Annotated in this window: 16 protein-coding genes and 1 pseudogene; 10 read left to right on the forward strand and 7 right to left on the reverse strand. The window is 61.7% G+C overall.

The annotated features are described in order from the left end of the window. Positions 1-200: 200 nt before the first annotated feature. Complete coding sequence (locus CFE50_RS21815; protein WP_181644481.1) at positions 201-1,076, reverse strand: undecaprenyl-diphosphate phosphatase; 876 nt, start codon at positions 1,074-1,076, stop codon at positions 201-203. A gap of 178 nt (positions 1,077-1,254) precedes the next feature. On the opposite strand from CFE50_RS21815, the gene CFE50_RS21820 reads away from it, so the two are divergent. Beyond that, positions 1,255-1,761 carry a GNAT family N-acetyltransferase gene (locus tag CFE50_RS21820; RefSeq protein ID WP_032888441.1) on the forward strand — a complete coding sequence of 169 codons (507 nt, stop codon included), beginning with the start codon at positions 1,255-1,257 and terminating at the stop codon, positions 1,759-1,761. Here the strand turns inward: CFE50_RS21820 and CFE50_RS21825 are convergent. Further along, positions 1,739-2,683, reverse strand: coding sequence for a GlxA family transcriptional regulator (locus CFE50_RS21825; RefSeq protein WP_032888410.1), 945 nt, complete (start codon positions 2,681-2,683; stop codon positions 1,739-1,741). The genes CFE50_RS21820 and CFE50_RS21825 overlap by 23 nt on opposite strands. A 173-nt stretch (positions 2,684-2,856) precedes the next feature. On the opposite strand from CFE50_RS21825, the pseudogene CFE50_RS21830 reads away from it, so the two are divergent. The 3 genes and pseudogenes from CFE50_RS21830 (at position 2,857) to CFE50_RS21840 (ending at position 5,360) form a co-directional block, all read left to right on the forward strand. Continuing rightward, positions 2,857-3,484 (forward strand): annotated as a pseudogene (locus CFE50_RS21830) (TetR/AcrR family transcriptional regulator). Then, positions 3,481-4,158: a type 1 glutamine amidotransferase domain-containing protein gene (locus tag CFE50_RS21835; RefSeq protein ID WP_032888414.1), complete on the forward strand. Its 678-nt coding sequence runs from the start codon at positions 3,481-3,483 to the stop codon at positions 4,156-4,158. The pseudogene CFE50_RS21830 and the gene CFE50_RS21835 overlap by 4 nt, the downstream one beginning before the upstream one ends. Positions 4,159-4,235: 77 nt before the next feature. Next, positions 4,236-5,360: an alkene reductase gene (locus CFE50_RS21840; protein ID WP_181644480.1), complete on the forward strand. Its 1,125-nt coding sequence runs from the start codon at positions 4,236-4,238 to the stop codon at positions 5,358-5,360. Between the two features lie 123 nt (positions 5,361-5,483). Here the strand turns inward: CFE50_RS21840 and CFE50_RS21845 are convergent, their stop codons facing one another. Beyond that, the gene (locus CFE50_RS21845; protein WP_122681475.1) at positions 5,484-6,482 is read right to left on the reverse strand and encodes an NAD(P)H-quinone oxidoreductase; all 999 of its coding nucleotides are present in this window, start codon (positions 6,480-6,482) and stop codon (positions 5,484-5,486) included. Further along, a complete protein-coding gene (locus tag CFE50_RS21850) occupies positions 6,479-7,705 on the reverse strand; it encodes a YbfB/YjiJ family MFS transporter (RefSeq protein ID WP_181644477.1) in 1,227 nt (408 codons plus the stop codon). Before CFE50_RS21850 ends, CFE50_RS21845 begins: the two co-directional genes overlap by 4 nt. Before the next feature lie 112 nt (positions 7,706-7,817). Between CFE50_RS21850 and CFE50_RS21855 the strand changes: the two genes are divergently transcribed. Both CFE50_RS21855 and CFE50_RS21860 read left to right on the forward strand, forming a co-directional pair. Continuing rightward, positions 7,818-8,693 carry a LysR family transcriptional regulator gene (locus CFE50_RS21855; protein ID WP_032888423.1) on the forward strand — a complete coding sequence of 292 codons (876 nt, stop codon included), beginning with the start codon at positions 7,818-7,820 and terminating at the stop codon, positions 8,691-8,693. Positions 8,694-8,767: 74 nt separating this feature from the next. Next, complete coding sequence (locus CFE50_RS21860; protein ID WP_099601888.1) at positions 8,768-9,154, forward strand: DoxX family protein; 387 nt, start codon at positions 8,768-8,770, stop codon at positions 9,152-9,154. A 43-nt stretch (positions 9,155-9,197) separates the two neighbouring features. Here the strand turns inward: CFE50_RS21860 and CFE50_RS21865 are convergent, their stop codons facing one another. Further along, positions 9,198-10,016 (reverse strand): alpha/beta fold hydrolase, encoded by an 819-nt coding sequence (locus CFE50_RS21865; RefSeq protein ID WP_032888427.1) that lies wholly within the window; start codon positions 10,014-10,016, stop codon positions 9,198-9,200. A 148-nt stretch (positions 10,017-10,164) separates the two neighbouring features. Here CFE50_RS21865 and CFE50_RS21870 point away from each other — a divergent pair, with 148 nt between their 5' ends. Then, entirely contained in the window at positions 10,165-11,232 is a 1,068-nt protein-coding gene (locus CFE50_RS21870; RefSeq protein ID WP_181644476.1) for an NAD(P)-dependent alcohol dehydrogenase, read from the forward strand. A gap of 137 nt (positions 11,233-11,369) precedes the next feature. Here CFE50_RS21870 and mntP read toward each other — a convergent pair whose 3' ends face one another. Next, entirely contained in the window at positions 11,370-11,933 is a 564-nt protein-coding gene (gene mntP / locus CFE50_RS21875) for a manganese efflux pump MntP (RefSeq protein ID WP_286737213.1), read from the reverse strand. A 242-nt stretch (positions 11,934-12,175) separates the two neighbouring features. Next, on the reverse strand, positions 12,176-12,466 hold the full coding sequence (locus CFE50_RS21880; protein ID WP_286737216.1) for a hypothetical protein: 291 nt from the start codon (positions 12,464-12,466) through the stop codon (positions 12,176-12,178). A gap of 217 nt (positions 12,467-12,683) precedes the next feature. On the opposite strand from CFE50_RS21880, the gene CFE50_RS21885 reads away from it, so the two are divergent. The 3 genes from CFE50_RS21885 to CFE50_RS21895 are packed head-to-tail and all read left to right on the forward strand — an operon-like array spanning position 12,684 to position 14,834. Further along, positions 12,684-13,328: a secretin and TonB N-terminal domain-containing protein gene (locus CFE50_RS21885; protein WP_181644475.1), complete on the forward strand. Its 645-nt coding sequence runs from the start codon at positions 12,684-12,686 to the stop codon at positions 13,326-13,328. Further along, positions 13,325-13,870 (forward strand): RNA polymerase sigma factor, encoded by a 546-nt coding sequence (locus tag CFE50_RS21890; protein ID WP_032888437.1) that lies wholly within the window; start codon positions 13,325-13,327, stop codon positions 13,868-13,870. Before CFE50_RS21885 ends, CFE50_RS21890 begins: the two co-directional genes overlap by 4 nt. Positions 13,871-13,907: 37 nt before the next feature. After that, positions 13,908-14,834 (forward strand): FecR family protein, encoded by a 927-nt coding sequence (locus CFE50_RS21895; RefSeq protein WP_122752921.1) that lies wholly within the window; start codon positions 13,908-13,910, stop codon positions 14,832-14,834. Positions 14,835-15,205 lie beyond the last annotated feature (371 nt).

Consider the following 15,205-nt stretch of genomic DNA (forward strand, 5'->3'; position numbering starts at 1 on the left):
AGAGGCAACTCATCTCAGAAGCAAGTTCACCACAGAGGCAACTCATCTCAGAAGCAAACTCACCACAGAGGTAACTCATCTCAGAAGCAAGCTCACCACAGAAGCAAGCTCACCACAGAAGCAAGCTCACCACAGAAGCAACCCCACCACAGAAGCAATCTCCCCACCGAAGCCCGCTCATTCCTTAAGCGCACACCGCCTTACCCGGCCAATAACCCGGTACTCACCGCCACAATCAGGAACACCCCCAGCAGCGCCCGGTAGATTACGAACGGCCAGGTGGAGAACCGCTCCAAAAACTTCATCAGGCCCCAGATTGCAAAAAACGCCGAGACGCTCGCCACCACCAGGCCAAACAACAGGTGTGGCCATGCGTGGGCCGGCAGGTCGGCGCGCAGCAGCGCCCACAGTTCTTTCAAACCGGCCAGGGCAATGGCCGGCAGGCCCAGCAGGAAGGAAAACCGCGCGGCTTCTTCACGTTTGAAGTTGAGGAACAGCGCCGCGGTGAGGGTCGAGCCGGAACGCGACACCCCAGGAATCAACGCGCCAATCTGTGCCACACCGACGATCAGCGCATCGCGCAGGCGCATCTCGCTCATCTCGCGGGTATGCCGGGCACGCAGCTCGGCCGCCGCCAGTAACACCGCCATCACCAGGCAGGAAATGCCGATCACCATCAAACCGCGCAATGGCGAGTTGCAGGCGTTCAACGTCGACGACAACGCCAGGCCGGCGATGCCAATAGGGATCGTCGCCAGCACGATCGCCACCGCAAGCTTGAACCAACGGTCGTTGTAGTCGCCCCGGCGCACCGCCCCGATGCTGCCCGTGGTCACCTGGCGCACATCGCGCCAGAAATAACTGACCACCGCCGCCAGTGCGGCCAATTGCATGGCCGCCGAAAAGGCCGAACCGGGATCCTGCCAGCCGAGCAGGGCGGGCACTACGCGCATATGGGCGGTGGAGGAGACCGGCAGCAGTTCGGTAAAGCCCTGGATCACACCGAGGATAAAAATCTGCAGGTAATCCAGGGACGCAAAGCCCACATCCAGGCCGGCGGAACAGACGTTCGTCAAAATACGTGTCCTTCAGAAAAGGGAGATTTCGGCGAAGTCTATTCGAAATGTTTCAGCGCTTCGGCAGGGCCAACGGCTATTTGCAATCGGTTCAGCAAGTAGAAAGGTTCGCGGCGCTATTGGACTGCGCCGAGGTTTTGTGAACAATGGCGCCCTGCGTTTTTTGATCGAGAGCCTAATGCCTGAAACTACAGTGGAACTGATCCAGACCGGCCCTGAAGCATCCGAGTTGATCCGCAATCTTTACCAGTACTACGCCTACGAGTCGTCGGACTGGGAGCAGGAAGATGTCGAGGCGGACGGCCGTTTCTATATCCATGACGAACACCTGACGCGCTACTGGCAAGACCCGCAGTGGAGCGCCAACCTGTTGCTGGTCGACGGCTATATCGCCGGCTTTCTGCTGATCGAAGGCAGTGAGTTGCCTGGCATCGACGCCCTGGAACTGGCCGACCTGTTTATTCTCAAGCGCTATCGCCGCAAAGGCATCGGCCGCGCCATCGCCACCCAGGTGCTGTGCAGCGGCGTATCGGATTGGTTGGTGCGGTTTTATGACCAGGACGAAGTGTCCCAGGCGTTCTGGCGCGCGGTGCTGGACAACCTGCCGCGCCCGGTGCAGACCATCGAGCTGGACGATGAGCCGCAGTTGGTGAGCTATTTGATTACGCGTGCGGCGCTGCATTAAACGCCTGCTGCATCGCTTGGGGCGGTTGCCCGAACGCCCGTAGAAACGCCTGACGCATGCGCTCGCGATCACCAAAGCCGGTTTCGCGGGCCACCACTTCAACCGGGTGACGACTGGTTTCCATCATCGCCCGCGCCGCTTCCACGCGCAGGGCTTCGATGGCCTTGGCTGGGGTTTGTCCGGTTTCTTCGCGGAACACCCGACTGAACTGGCGTGGGCTCAAACGGGCAACATCCGCCAGCGCTTCCACGGACAGGTCATGGGTGAGATTCTCGCGGGCGTAGGCCAGGGCCAGTTGCACGCGGTCGGACTTGGGGTCCAGTTCCAGCAACGCCGACAATTGCGACTGCTCACTGCCGCGGCGCTGGGCGATCACCAGTTTGCGTGCAATGCGCCGGGCGAGGTCGCTGCCCAGGTCGTTCTCCACCATGGCCAACGCCATGTCCACGCCGGCGCTCATGCCCGCGCCGGTCCACACTTGGCCGTCCACCACAAACAGTTTGTCTTCCTCCAGATGGATATCCGGGTAGCGCTTGCGAAACGCCGGGGCGTGAATCCAGTGAGTGGTGGTGCGCTTGCCCTCCAGCAATCCGGCTTCGGCCAGCACAAAGATGCCCATGCACAACGAGGCCACTCGGCGTGATTGCGCCGAAGCGGCCTTGACCAACTCCAGCAGGTTGGCCTCCGGCAGGCGGAATTCCAGGTAGCCGCTCACGATCAGGGTGTCATAGCCCTCGGGCCGAATCGGCGAGGTGTTCACCGAAAAACCCTGGGAGGTCATCACCGCGCCGCCACGCTCTGACACCAGGTGAAATTCATAGGCGGGCTCGCCCCGCAACAGGTTCGCGCACTCGAACACCGAGCCCAGGCTGAGGCTCAGGGATTGAAAGTTCGGGTAAACCATCAGCGCAACGCTGTGCATCTTCATTCTCCAAGGGGCGCGGGGGGGTGGATTGTCGGCGCGTGCCGGGTAAACGGCAACCCGCCTCGGGCGATGTCCGGAATCCTTGCGTATCTGACATTGTGAGGGTTCGACTCGGCCCCTAACATTGCCTCAACGAACTAGACGACTGGTCTAATCGGTTGGAGTCAAGCATGAGCAGCGAAACCAAAAATACACGACAGACCATTCTGGATGCGGCGCAAGTGCTTGTCGGCCGCAAGGGATTTTCTGCGGTGGGCCTGAACGAAATCCTTCAAGCGGCCGAGGTGCCCAAGGGGTCGTTCTATCACTACTTCACCTCTAAAGATGGCTTCGGTGTTGTGTTGCTCGACACCTACTTCGACCACTACGTGCACGGTATGCAGCAACTGTTCGACCAACCGGGTTTATCCCAGCACGCCAAGTTGATGCGCTATTGGGACGCCTGGATCGACAATCAGACCGGCTGCACCGAAGCGGGCAAATGCCTTGCCGTCAAACTGGGTGCGGAGGTGTCTGACCTTTCAGAGCCGATGCGTTTGGCCCTGCAACGCGGCACTTCGCGCACCATTGCATTACTCGCTGTGGCGCTGCAGCGCGGCGTTGAAGACGGCTCATTGCGGCTTCAACACCGCCCACAGGACTTGGCCCAGCAGCTGTATGCGCTGTGGCTGGGAAGCAGTGTCATGAGCAAGATCACCCTTACATCCGCGCCGTTTGATGAGGCGTTGCTGCTGACCCGACAGTTGTTGGGTCACCCTGAACACACTGACATTCACTGATCGAGGCACTGGAAAATGAAAGTATTAATGGTACTGACCTCTCACGACCAGCTTGGCGACACCGGCCGCAAGACCGGCTTCTGGCTCGAAGAGTTTGCCGCTCCGTATTACGCGTTCAAGGACGCCGGCGCCGACGTGGTACTGGCATCCCCAGCCGGTGGCCAGCCGCCGTTGGACCCGGTCAGCGACGAACCGGATGCGCAAACCGAGCAGACCCATCGCTTCGCGGCCGACTCGGCGGCGCAGCAGGCGCTGGCCAATACCGTCAAGCTGGACACGGTCAACGTGGACGCCTTCGACACGGTGTTTTACCCAGGCGGCCACGGCCCGCTGTGGGACTTGGCGGAATCGCCGGTGTCCATCGCGCTGATCGAATCCTTTGAGCGTGCTGGCAAGCCGATTGGTTTTGTCTGCCACGCACCAGGCGCGCTGCGTCACGTCAAGGCGGTCAACGGTGAGCCGTTGATCAAAGGCCGTCGCGTGACCGGTTTCTCCAACTCTGAGGAAGACGCCGTAGGCCTGACAAAGGTGGTGCCTTTCCTGATTGAAGATGAATTCAAGAAATTGGGTGGCAAGTATGAGAAGGGCGCCGACTGGGCATCCTTCGTTATCGTTGATGGCTTGCTGGTCACCGGGCAGAACCCCGGCAGTTCCAGCGATGTCGCCAAGGCCCTGCTGAAACTCACCGCTTAACTTAATCAACCGCTCGATTCGTTGGCGACTCTTTAGAGTCGCCAATGCTTTCGTGCGCCCAAAATTTGGAAAAATCCATGACTGACAACGTTTTAAGTACCCCGGTAAAACTGGGCAATCACACCCTGACTAACCGTGTCGTGCTGCCGCCGCTGACCCGCCAACGCAGCGCCCAGCCCGGCGATATCGCCACCGATCTGATGGCTGAGTATTACCGTCAGCGTGCCAGCGCCGGATTCATGGTCAGCGAAGGCACGCAGATTGAACCCCGTGGCCAGGGCTATGCCTGGACGCCGGGCATCTACAGCCCGGCGCAGATCGACGGCTGGCGCAAAGTCACCGACGCGGTGCATGCCGACGGCGGGGTGATCTTCGCGCAACTGTGGCATGTGGGGCGCGTGTCCCATAACGCCTTGCAGCCCGACGGCGCAGCACCCGTGGCGCCATCTGCGCTGGCGGCCTTGCAAGCCAAAGCTTTTATCGCCACCGGGCCTGGCACCGGCGAACTGGTGCAACCACCCGTGCCGCGTGCGTTGAGCACTGCTGAGGTCAAGCAACTGGTCGGGCACTACGCCCAGGCTGCGCGCAATGCCCTGGACGCAGGGTTCGACGGGGTGGAAATCCATTCGGCCAATGGTTACCTGGTCAACCAGTTCATCTCGGCCCATTCCAACACCCGCGACGATGAGTACGGTGGCTCACTGGAAAACCGTCTGCGCTTTCTGCGTGAGATCGTCGAAGCGGTCAGCGCCGTGGTCGGCCCGGAACGCCTTGGCGTGCGTTTTTCACCGTTGTTCAGCGGCACCGACGAAGACCGTGTGTACATCGGCCTGGTGGAAGAAGACCCGCACCACACCTACATCGAAGCGATCAAAGTGCTGCAAGCGTCAGGCATTGCTTATGTCTCCATCGCCGAAGCCGACTGGGACAATGCGCCCATCCTGCCCGACAGCTTCCGTGAAGCCGTGCGCAGCACCTTCAGTGGCCGCATTATCTATGCCGGGCGCTATACCGCTGAACGCGGCGCGAAACTGGTGGAAGCAGGGCTGGCGGATATGATCGCGTTTGGTCGGCCGTTTATTGCCAACCCGGATCTGCCGCAGCGGATATTCAACGGGTGGCCGCTGAATCCACTGCGGGAAGAGGGGATGTATGGTGGGGGTGAGGAAGGGTATATCGACTACCCCACGTACCTCGGGTAGTCATGCAACCAATGTGGGAGGGGGCTTGCCCCCTATGGCGGCAGGACAGTCACAGCAGCATTGACTGACCCACTGCAATCGGGGGCAAGCCCCCTCCCACATTTGCTATCTAATGCCTGCTGGTTACGCGACCCGCAAGACAATCTTGCCAATATGATCCCCACCTTCCATCCGCGCATGGGCCTGGGCCGCGTCGGTGTATTCGTACACCTTGTCGATGATCGGCAAGCAGCGCCCGGCTTCCAGTACCGGCCAAATGTATTCACGCAACTGTTCGGCAATCGCGGCTTTTTCATCCTTGCTGCGCGCGCGCAACAGCGAACCGGTAATCACCGCGCGTTTGCCGAGGATGGTCAGCAGGTCGACGTCGTTGGCCTTGGCGCCGCCGAGGAAACCCAGCATTACCAAGTGGCCGTCCATGGCCAGGGCCTTGAGATTGTTGTTGAGATACGAGGCTCCCATGATGTCTAGGATCACATCCACACCCTGGCCGTCAGTCTGTTGGGCAATGACGTCGGCGAAGTCCTGCTCGCGGTAATTGATCGGCGTGGCGCCCAGCTTCGCAATGGCCGCGCATTTGTCGGCGCTGCCGGCGGTGGCGAAAGCCTGGATGCCGAATTCGCGGCACAGCATCAACGCGGTCGTACCGATGCCGCTGGTGCCGCCGTGGATCAGCACGCGTTGGCCGGTGTGCGCATCGCCGAGGCCGAACAGGTTGGCCCACACAGTGAAGAAGGTTTCCGGTACGGCGGCGGCTTGAATCCAGTCCATGCCCTCGGGGATCGGCAAAGCCTGGCCAGCGGGCACCGCGCAAAACTGCGCATAACCGCCGCCATTGGTCAGGGCGCACACCTTGTCGCCCAGGCTGAACGCGGTCACGCCGTCGCCCAGCGCCACCACTTCACCGGCCACTTCCAAACCCGGAATCGGGCTCATGCCGGGCTTCATCGGGTATTTGCCCGCACGTTGCAGGGCGTCGGGGCGATTCACCCCGGCGGCGTGCACGCGGATCAGGATCTCGCCGGGACCGGCCACGGGCACTTGCGCCTGGCGCGGTTGGAGCACCTCTGGGCCACCGGGCGTGGTGATTTCGATCAGGGTCATGTCGTTAGGGAGCATCATTTGAAGTTACCTGCAGCGATGAGCGTATGGGGTGGGACCGCGTCGGGCGGCCGGCGGTTCAGCAAAAGCATGACCAGTTCCAGTGCAAGGGCGACCACTATCGCCCCGGCCGCGATCATGAACAACAGCGCATGCTGGCCGCCGCTCGCATTGAACAGGGCTGAGTAAGCAAAGCCCGCGACCGCCTGAAAGGTGGCAAAGGACACCGTGGCACGGCTCCAGGCGACCTGCTGTTGGTGATGATTGGGGATCAGTTCGTGCACCCGCGCCAGCGCCAGCGGCACGATGCCCGGCGGGAAGGAGCCGAGGATGACCGCCAGTACCGCCAGGGCCGTAAACGAGCCGGCGAACGGCAACATACCAACGGCAATCGCCTGCACCAGCAACACCACGCGGATGCTCAAGCGTGCGCCGAGCTTGTCTGCCAGGAACCCATAAGTGACGGGCCCCACAATCGAGCCCAGGCCGTACATCACCCAGATCATCGCGCCGATATGCGCCCCGGCACCCAGGCCGCGGGCCACGTAATCCACCAGAAACACCATCGCCGGCACCAGGCCCGCCGCCATAAAGGCGTATTGGGCAAACAGCAGGTACACGCCAGCAGGGGTCGGCAACGTGCTGCCCGCCGGTTGCGGTGCTTCATGCTGCGTGCCGTTGGGCCAGGCGAACCAACTGGCGGCCGTCAGCACCACCGCCAACAGACCGAGACCGAACCAGGTCTGCTGCAAACCCAGGCTCAGCAGCGGTGGGACCAGTGTGCCCGAACCGGCAATCCCCAAACCGATGCCCAGGAAGATCGCGCCACTGGCCAGGCCTCGGCGTGCGGCCGGTACATGGGGCAACACGGTCGCGGCCACCAGCACCATGATCGCGCCACCGGCAATGCCCGACAGCAGGCGCCAGCCGAAGAACCACGTCACCGACAACGGAAAACCACAGGCAAAAAACGCCAGGGTCACCGCCACCATCATCAGACGCAAGGCGCTTTTGTTGGAGCTGCGTTGGGCGAGGGGGCGGCCTATCAGCGCGCCGATCAGGTAACCCACCAGGTTGGCGGCGCCGAGGTACACCACGTCATTGGCGCTAAACCAGTGGGCCTGGATCAGCGATGGAATCAACGGCGTGTAGGCAAACCGCGCCAGGCCGATGCTGACCAGGCTGGCGCACAGGCCGGCGAAGATGGGCAGCCAGACGGTGCTGCGTGCTTGAGTGTCTTGCATGGTGGCGGTCCTGAGTATTTTTCTCTGGCGCCCAGCATATCGAGGAACGTCGGTGCAATAATGCAGCGATTACACGGCACAGTGATGCAGATATGCAGCATAAGGAGTACGCATGAATTGGGATGACGCACGGGTATTCCTGGCGGTATGCCGCGAGTCCACACTGCGCGGCGCTGCACGGGTGCTGGGGGTGGACCAGGCCACCGTCGGGCGGCGGGTCAACGCCCTGGAAAAGTCCTTGAGCGCGACGCTGTTCCTGCGCACCTCCGAGGGCTACGCCTTGACCGCCGTGGGCGAAGCCGCGTTGCACTCGGTGGAAAAAATGGAGCGTTCGGCCCTGGACCTGGAGCGGCAGATCCAAGGCCTGGATGACCGCCTGACCGGTACCGTACGGGTCAGCACCACCGATTCCCTGGCCATCGACTTTATGATCCCTGCGATTGCGCGCCTCCACGCCCAGCACCCGGATGTGCGCGTGCAGTTGGACGCATCGACCCAGTTCCTGAGCCTGGCCAAACGTGAAACCGACATTGCCGTGCGCAACACCCGTCCCGACAGCCCCGACCTGATAGCCCGTCGCATCGCTCGATGGCCGCTGGGGTTGTTTGCTTCCCAGGCTTACGTCGATCGCCACGGGATTCCCGAGCCCGGCAGCCTGTTTGAAGGCCACGATCTGGTGGTCTACCAACCCTATCTGCAAACCCACAAAGACCTGACCCTGGTGTCCGAACCCTTGGGCCGTGGGCGCATTGTCGCGGCGTTGAGTTCCAGCCTGCTGGTGCGCCGCTCCATTGCCGCCGGGCTCGGTATCGGCGAGATCCCGGTGTACACCGGCGAGCGTGACGGCCTGGTTCGCCTTTGGCCCGAGCGCACGCGGCCGGTGCCTTATGACGTGTGGCTGGTGACCCACGCCGACCTGCGCCACACCGCGCGGGTGCGGGTAGTCATCGATGAAATCGTCGCGGGGTTTGCGGGGACGGGGGAGTAAAGGTCAGCACAGGCTTGCAATCTTGAGTGGCGCTCTGTGGACACAATCGATGTGTCAACCAACAGGGAACACCTATGAACGAATCAAGACATCAGGATCTGGGGCTGTTGTTTCTGCGGGCGAGCGGGGCGTTGTTCCTGCTGTGGGTACACGGCTTGCCCAAATTGCTCAATTACAGCGAACAACTGAAGCTGATCGAAGACCCGTTTCACCTCGGCGCACACGTCACGCTGCTGCTGGCGATTTTTGCCGAAGTGCTGTGCCCGTTGCTGATCCTTGTCGGCGTGCTGGTGCGCCTGGCATGCCTGCCCATCCTGGCGGTGCTGTTGATCGCCATGGTGGTCGTGCATCCAGAGTGGACATTGTTTGAAGGGCAGTTTGGGTGGTTGTTGCTGATCCTCTTTACCAGCGTGCTGATCGCCGGGCCGGGGCGTTTTGTGCTCGGTCAGCGTTTTGCCTGAATAAAAAAAGCCGGGCAAGCCCGGCTAAATAAGGAGAGCGGTTTCAGCGCTTCAGGAACGCCAGCAAGTCTTCGTTCAACGCCTGGGCGTGGGTCACGGCAAACCCGTGGGGCGCATCTTTGTAGACCTTCAATTCGGCGCCCTTGATCATCTCGGCGGCCACTTTACCGGTGGTTTCGAACGGCACGATCTGGTCGCCATCGCCATGGATCACCAGGGTCGGCACGTCGATCTTGGCCATGTCCGGGCGGAAGTCGGTTTCGGAGAAGGCCGTGACGCAATCCACGGTCGACTTGAGGGACGCCAGCATCGCGATTTGCAGGGTCTGGGTCAGCGTACCTTCGGAAACGGTCTGGCCCTTGTTGATGCCGAAGAACGGCGTGTTGAAATCAGCGATGAACTGCGCACGGTCTTTCAGCAAACCGGCCTTGATACCGTCGAACACATCGGTCGGCACGCCCTGTGGGTAATCGGGCTTCTGGCCGAAGATCGGCGTCACTGCACCCAGCAGCACCAGGCCGGCAACCCGGGCACTGCCGTGGCGTGCGATGTAGCGCGCAACATCGCCACCGCCCATGGAGAAGCCCACCAGGGTCACCTCCTTGAGGTCCAAGTGTTCGATCAACTGCGCGATGTCATCGGCGAAGGTGTCGTAGTCGTTGCCGGTCCACGGCTGGTCCGAACGGCCAAAGCCACGGCGGTCGAACGCGATGGTGCGGTAACCACGGCTGCTCAGGTATTCCATCTGGTATTCCCACATGTCGGCATCCAGCGGCCAGCCGTGGCTGAACAGCACGGGCTTACCGCTGCCCCAGTCCTTGAAGTAGATCTGGGTACCGTCTTTGGCAACGAATGTGCTCATGGAAAACTCCTGATTGAGGGGGCGAGAAGACTCTAGCTCACTATTGCCGTAAACCTGACGAAGGGCTTGTATGGGTGTGCTTGGTTGAACGGTTCAGCGTCTATGCTGGTCCACTGACCTCTACCGTCAGATCACACAGGTGAACGAAATGGCCAAGACTTACAGCTACGCCGCCCAGAACGCCAAGGATGTCCTCAAGCCCTTTACCTTCGAGCGCCGCGCGCCAGGGGCTGACGATGTACAGATCGACATCCTGTATTGCGGCGTGTGCCACTCCGACCTGCACACCGTGCGCAACGAGTGGAACAACACCCTTTACCCGTCGGTCCCCGGCCATGAAATCGTCGGCCGTGTGACGGCAGTCGGCGCCAATGTCAGCAAATTCAAGGTCGGCGATCTCGCCGGTGTCGGCTGCATGGTCGACAGTTGCCAGCACTGCGCCTCGTGCGCCGAGGGCGAAGAGCAATACTGCGAGAGCGGTTTTACCGGCACCTACAACGGCCCGGTGTTCGGCGGTGAAAATACCTTTGGCGGCTACTCGGACAGCATCGTGGTCAAGGAGAAGTTCGTGCTGCGCATCTCCCACGACGATTCCAACCTGGCCGCCGTGGCGCCGTTGTTGTGTGCGGGCATCACCACGTATTCACCGCTGCATCACTGGAAGGTCGGGCCCGGTAAGAAGGTCGGTGTGGTCGGCCTCGGCGGCCTCGGCCACATGGCGGTGAAGATCGCCCACGCCATGGGCGCAGAGGTCACGCTGTTCACCACCTCACCCAACAAACGCGAAGACGGCCTGCGCCTGGGCGCCGACCACGTGGTGGTGTCGAAGAACCCAGACGAAATGGCCAAGGTCGCCAACAGCCTGGACTTCATCCTCAACACCGTCGCCGCGCCGCATAACCTCGATGCGTTCCTTAACCTGCTCAAGCGCGACGGCACCATGACCCTGGTCGGCGCCCCCGACAGCCCGCACCCGTCGCCGACCGTGTTCAACCTGATTTTCAAGCGCCGCAGCCTGGCTGGTTCGCTGATCGGTGGGATCCAGGAGACCCAGGACATGCTCGACTTCTGCGCCAAGCACGGGATTGTCTCGGACGTGGAGATGATCGACATCCAAGGCATCAACGAAGCGTATGAGCGGATGCTCAAGGGCGATGTGAAGTATCGGTTCGTGATCGATATGGAGAGTTTGAAGAAGGAAAGCCACGCGGCCTGAAAACTCGACCTCCAAGCCACCGTAGAACCCCTGTGGGAGGGGGCTTTCCCCCGATAACGGTAGTACAGTCACAGCATCATTGACTGACCCACCGCCATCGGTGGCAAGCCACCTCCCACATTTGTTATGTGTGCACGTCAGACCGAGAGATGCTCGTAAAGAATCGTCGCACCCACCAGCATCAACACCACGCCGCCGACCATCTCGGCACGCTTGCCCACCACGGTGCCCAGCACCCGCCCGAGCATCATGCCGATGGTCACCATGGTCATGGTCGCCAGGCCAATCGCGGCGGAGGCCACCAGGATATTCACGTCGACGAACGCCAGGCCAACACCCACTGCCATCGCATCGATGCTGGTGGCAAACGCCGTGACGGCGAGGATCATGAACGAGTGCTGGGTCGGTTTCTCGGCTTCTTCGTCATCGGCCTTGAGCCCGTTCCAGATCATGTGCAGGCCCAAACCGACCAGCAGGGTGAAGGCGATCCAGTGGTCCCAGCTTTCCACCCAACGGGTGGCCACGTGGCCGATCGCCCAGCCGATCATCGGGGTGATGGCTTCGATCACACCAAAAATCACACCGGCACGCAGGGCTTCGGTCAAACGCGGTTTGTGCAGGCTGGAGCCTTTGCCGATGGCCGCCGCGAAGGCGTCCGTGGACATGGCCAGGGCGAGAAGAATCAGGGAAATGGGTTTCACGGTGAGGCTTCCAGTCGGGCTATAGGACACAACGACACAACCACGCGCCCGACTTTAGGCATGGATGTGTCGCTGGTCTCACCAACCGAAAAACGGTGTTCGCACCACGGCAGGTTGCCGAATATGTTGATACGAACGCTTCCAACGGGGTCAGAAGCCGGTTACTCCCCAACGAGGTGGCCGATCATAGGGGGGCAAAGATGAAAATTTCGTCAAAAGGCTCACGGCCGTTGCGGCTTGACCTACGTACCAAACGTATTGCCCATGCGCACGCTGGTTGCCGCCGGGGTGGATAAGCCCACGGCGTTCGGCGGCCGCTGCTCGATAGAAAGATGCTGCGCCTCACGGTTTTTCTTCGCCGCCTTGGTTGCATTCGTGTCATTGCCCATTTGTTGGCCCAGGCAGCCGTAATCCGGCGCCTTGTACCCATCCACCGTGACCTCGGTGCAACCGCTTGGCGCATTGTCGGCGTGGGCGAGTAAGGGCAGGGCGGCGCACAGCAACAGGCTGGCGAGGGTCGGGAGCAGTTTCATCATGGCCTCCTGGCAGGCCCGAAGGAGTGGGCCGGTATGGCTTGAGAGTCTAGTGCAGCGGGCTTCTCGTCACCGTGATGTTTTTTTTGCTATCACCGTAACATCAGGTTCATAAACGGGCCTCAGGATGACGGTTTTCTAGGGCGCGTCGGCCGTGCAGCGATGCTACGCAGGGGGTGAACAGGGAGCCTGGAGGCGCGCCGTATGCGCCCTGGTCTTGCTGTTGCTGCTGGCCGGCGGCGGGGTTGCGCGAGCGCAGTCGCCGCTGTTGCTGCTGAGCCTGCCCGCGCAAGACCTTGAACACGCCCTGCAGGCCTATAGCCGCGCGACGGGGATAGCGGTGCTCGTGGACCGCGAGTTGACGCAGGGCCGACGCTCCCTCGCCGTGCGCGGTCGCTTCACGGCGCAGGAGGCTCTGGCGATGTTGCTGACAGGGAGCGGCCTGATGGCACGTTATGCACGCAGCGATGCGTTTACCTTGCAGTTGCCCGAGGTCAGCCAACCGCCCCCGGCGCATGGTGCGGCGGCCCGCAGTGCTGCACGGATCAATAACAGCTACGCCACGGCCTTGCAGCAGGCCATCGAGACCAGCCTGTGCCGTTCGCCCCTGACTCGGCCCGGCAGTTTTCGTGCGCTGGTGCAGGTGTGGGTCAACCGCGACGGCATGATCGAACACAGCCGGCTGGTCAGCTCCACCGGCGATGAACAACGCGATGAAGCACTGGTCCGCAGCTTGGGCGCTGCACGGGTGGAACGCCCGGCGCCGAGTTCACTGCGTCAACCGGTGACTTTGCTCTTGATGCCCGACACCACAGGAACACGCATGGAATGCACAGCCGTAAAAGGAGCCTCGGGCGGATGAAAAATACCGGGCACAGCACGATGGTCAGCTTGTTCCTGGCCTCTTACGAAGATTTCAAGGTGCGTTTGCGCAAGCGTCTGGGCTCGGAGGACCTGGCCAATGACGTGTTGCACGAAACCTACCTGCGAGTTGACCGCATGGAGATGCCGCCGAACCTGGCGCAACCCAATGCTTACCTGTACCGCATGGCCCTGAACATCGCTGCCGACCGCCGCGAGGCCGACGCCCGTTTGCTGACCGGCAGCGAAGTGGAAGAACTGCTGCAAAGCGCCGACGAAGCCCAGGACCCGTCGCGGGTGGTGGGCGGTCAACGTGAAATCCAGTCCCTGGTCAAAGCCCTGTATGAACTGCCCTCGCGCCGACGCAAGATCCTGATCGCCGCCCGCCTGGAAGAGGCGCCGCACCTGGAAATCTCCCAGCGCTTCGGCATTTCCACGCGCATGGTCGAGAAGGAAATCAAGGCCGCACTGGGTCATTGCGCCAAACGTCTGGAAAGAAAAGTGATCCAGCGGTTCGGTCCCGGCGCCGGAAAACCGTCTTAGTGTTGAGTCCCTGATAAAACCGTGAGTATGTGCGCGCTTGAACATTTTTAGCCTCTCCATCGCCCGGCAATCCGCCGCCAGCCCCTTGCACGATGAAGCCCGCGACTGGCTGCTCCTGCTGACCTCGGGCCGCGCCACCGTGGCCGATGCCAAGGCCCTCAAAGCCTGGTGCGCCCAGAGCGCGGAGCATGCCCAGGCGTTTGAGCAGGCGAAGGGGTTGTGGCAGCAATTGGCACCGGCGCTTGAGCAACCGTCTGCGCCGCGTCAGTTCGGGCGTCGCGCATTTCTGGGGGCCGCGATTGCCGCGTCGGCGGCGGTGGTGATGGTGCGCGTCGGCGTGCCGGGCGGGTTTTCCGGGCTGACGGCGGACTATCGCACTGAGGTCGGCGAGCAGCGCCAAGTGCTGTTGAGTGACGGCGTGAGCCTGGAACTCAATACCCAGACGCGCATCAGCCGGGTGGGTCAGGGGATTGAATTGCTCGAAGGCGAGGTCGAGGTCGTCGCCCATATTGCGCAGCCGCTCAAGGTCCAGGCCGGGGAGGGCTGGGTCAGTGCGGCGCAGGCGCGGTTCAATGTGCGTCATACCGATCACAGGGTGTGTGTCACCTGTATCGAAGGGTCGCTGTCGGTGGACGTGGGCGGCAACAGCGTGAGTTTGGGCCGTGGTCGGCAAATGAGCTACGGCGCTGCCGGGGTCAGTGACGTGATCACCGTGGATACGCAGTCGGTGGTGGCCTGGCGTGAGCAGGTGCTGGTGTTTGACAACGCGACGTTGGCGACGGTGGTGGATGAGATCAACCGCTATCGGCCGGGGATGTTGGTGTTGCTTAACAAGGAACTGGGGCAGCGGCGGGTGCAGGCGCGGTTTAGTTTGCAGCAGTTGGCGGGCGTGGCGTTGTTGATACGGGATGCTTATGGGGCTAAGTGTACGGAGTTGCCTGGGGGGGTTGTTTTGTTGAGTTGAGGTGTGTCGGCGTACATATCCGTTAGGGTGTACGTATCCGTTAGGGTGTACATATCCGTTATTTAGGTAACGACGGCTTGTGGTTCCGCTCTTACAGCGGGTCACTTTTGTAAAGGCCGGAATGCCGGCCCAGACAAAAGTAACCAAAAGGCCTTCGCCCCACCACTCGGTGCCTCGCCTAAGCTCGGCATGCCCGTAATCCGACATTGATTTGGGGGGCCGCCGCCACGCGCCATCCATGGCGCAGGGCGGCTAAACCGGCATCCCTGCCGGTTTACCCCCCAAATCAACGTCGAATTCCGGCCATCGTGGTTGACGGGGCGATTTCAGATCAAAAGCAAGAGCGCGGCGGCCTTAGAGCCGACCGGGTT

It is taken from the genome of Pseudomonas sp. PGPPP4 (assembly GCF_002256045.1).
Lineage (GTDB): Bacteria > Pseudomonadota > Gammaproteobacteria > Pseudomonadales > Pseudomonadaceae > Chryseomonas > Chryseomonas oryzihabitans.

What these genes read in the sequence shown, in the direction of transcription:
- CFE50_RS21850 (WP_181644477.1), bottom strand. Translation starts at nt 7,705, where the DNA reads ATGCAAGACACTCAAGCACGCAGCACCGTCTGGCTGCCCATCTTCGCC.
- CFE50_RS21845 (WP_122681475.1), bottom strand. Translation starts at nt 6,482, where the DNA reads ATGATGCTCCCTAACGACATGACCCTGATCGAAATCACCACGCCCGGT.
- CFE50_RS21865 (WP_032888427.1), bottom strand. Translation starts at nt 10,016, where the DNA reads ATGAGCACATTCGTTGCCAAAGACGGTACCCAGATCTACTTCAAGGAC.
- CFE50_RS21855 (WP_032888423.1), top strand. Translation starts at nt 7,818, where the DNA reads ATGAATTGGGATGACGCACGGGTATTCCTGGCGGTATGCCGCGAGTCC.
- CFE50_RS21820 (WP_032888441.1), top strand. Translation starts at nt 1,255, where the DNA reads ATGCCTGAAACTACAGTGGAACTGATCCAGACCGGCCCTGAAGCATCC.
- CFE50_RS21835 (WP_032888414.1), top strand. Translation starts at nt 3,481, where the DNA reads ATGAAAGTATTAATGGTACTGACCTCTCACGACCAGCTTGGCGACACC.
- CFE50_RS21840 (WP_181644480.1), top strand. Translation starts at nt 4,236, where the DNA reads ATGACTGACAACGTTTTAAGTACCCCGGTAAAACTGGGCAATCACACC.
- CFE50_RS21890 (WP_032888437.1), top strand. Translation starts at nt 13,325, where the DNA reads ATGAAAAATACCGGGCACAGCACGATGGTCAGCTTGTTCCTGGCCTCT.
- CFE50_RS21870 (WP_181644476.1), top strand. Translation starts at nt 10,165, where the DNA reads ATGGCCAAGACTTACAGCTACGCCGCCCAGAACGCCAAGGATGTCCTC.
- CFE50_RS21825 (WP_032888410.1), bottom strand. Translation starts at nt 2,683, where the DNA reads ATGCACAGCGTTGCGCTGATGGTTTACCCGAACTTTCAATCCCTGAGC.
- CFE50_RS21880 (WP_286737216.1), bottom strand. Translation starts at nt 12,466, where the DNA reads ATGAAACTGCTCCCGACCCTCGCCAGCCTGTTGCTGTGCGCCGCCCTG.
- CFE50_RS21860 (WP_099601888.1), top strand. Translation starts at nt 8,768, where the DNA reads ATGAACGAATCAAGACATCAGGATCTGGGGCTGTTGTTTCTGCGGGCG.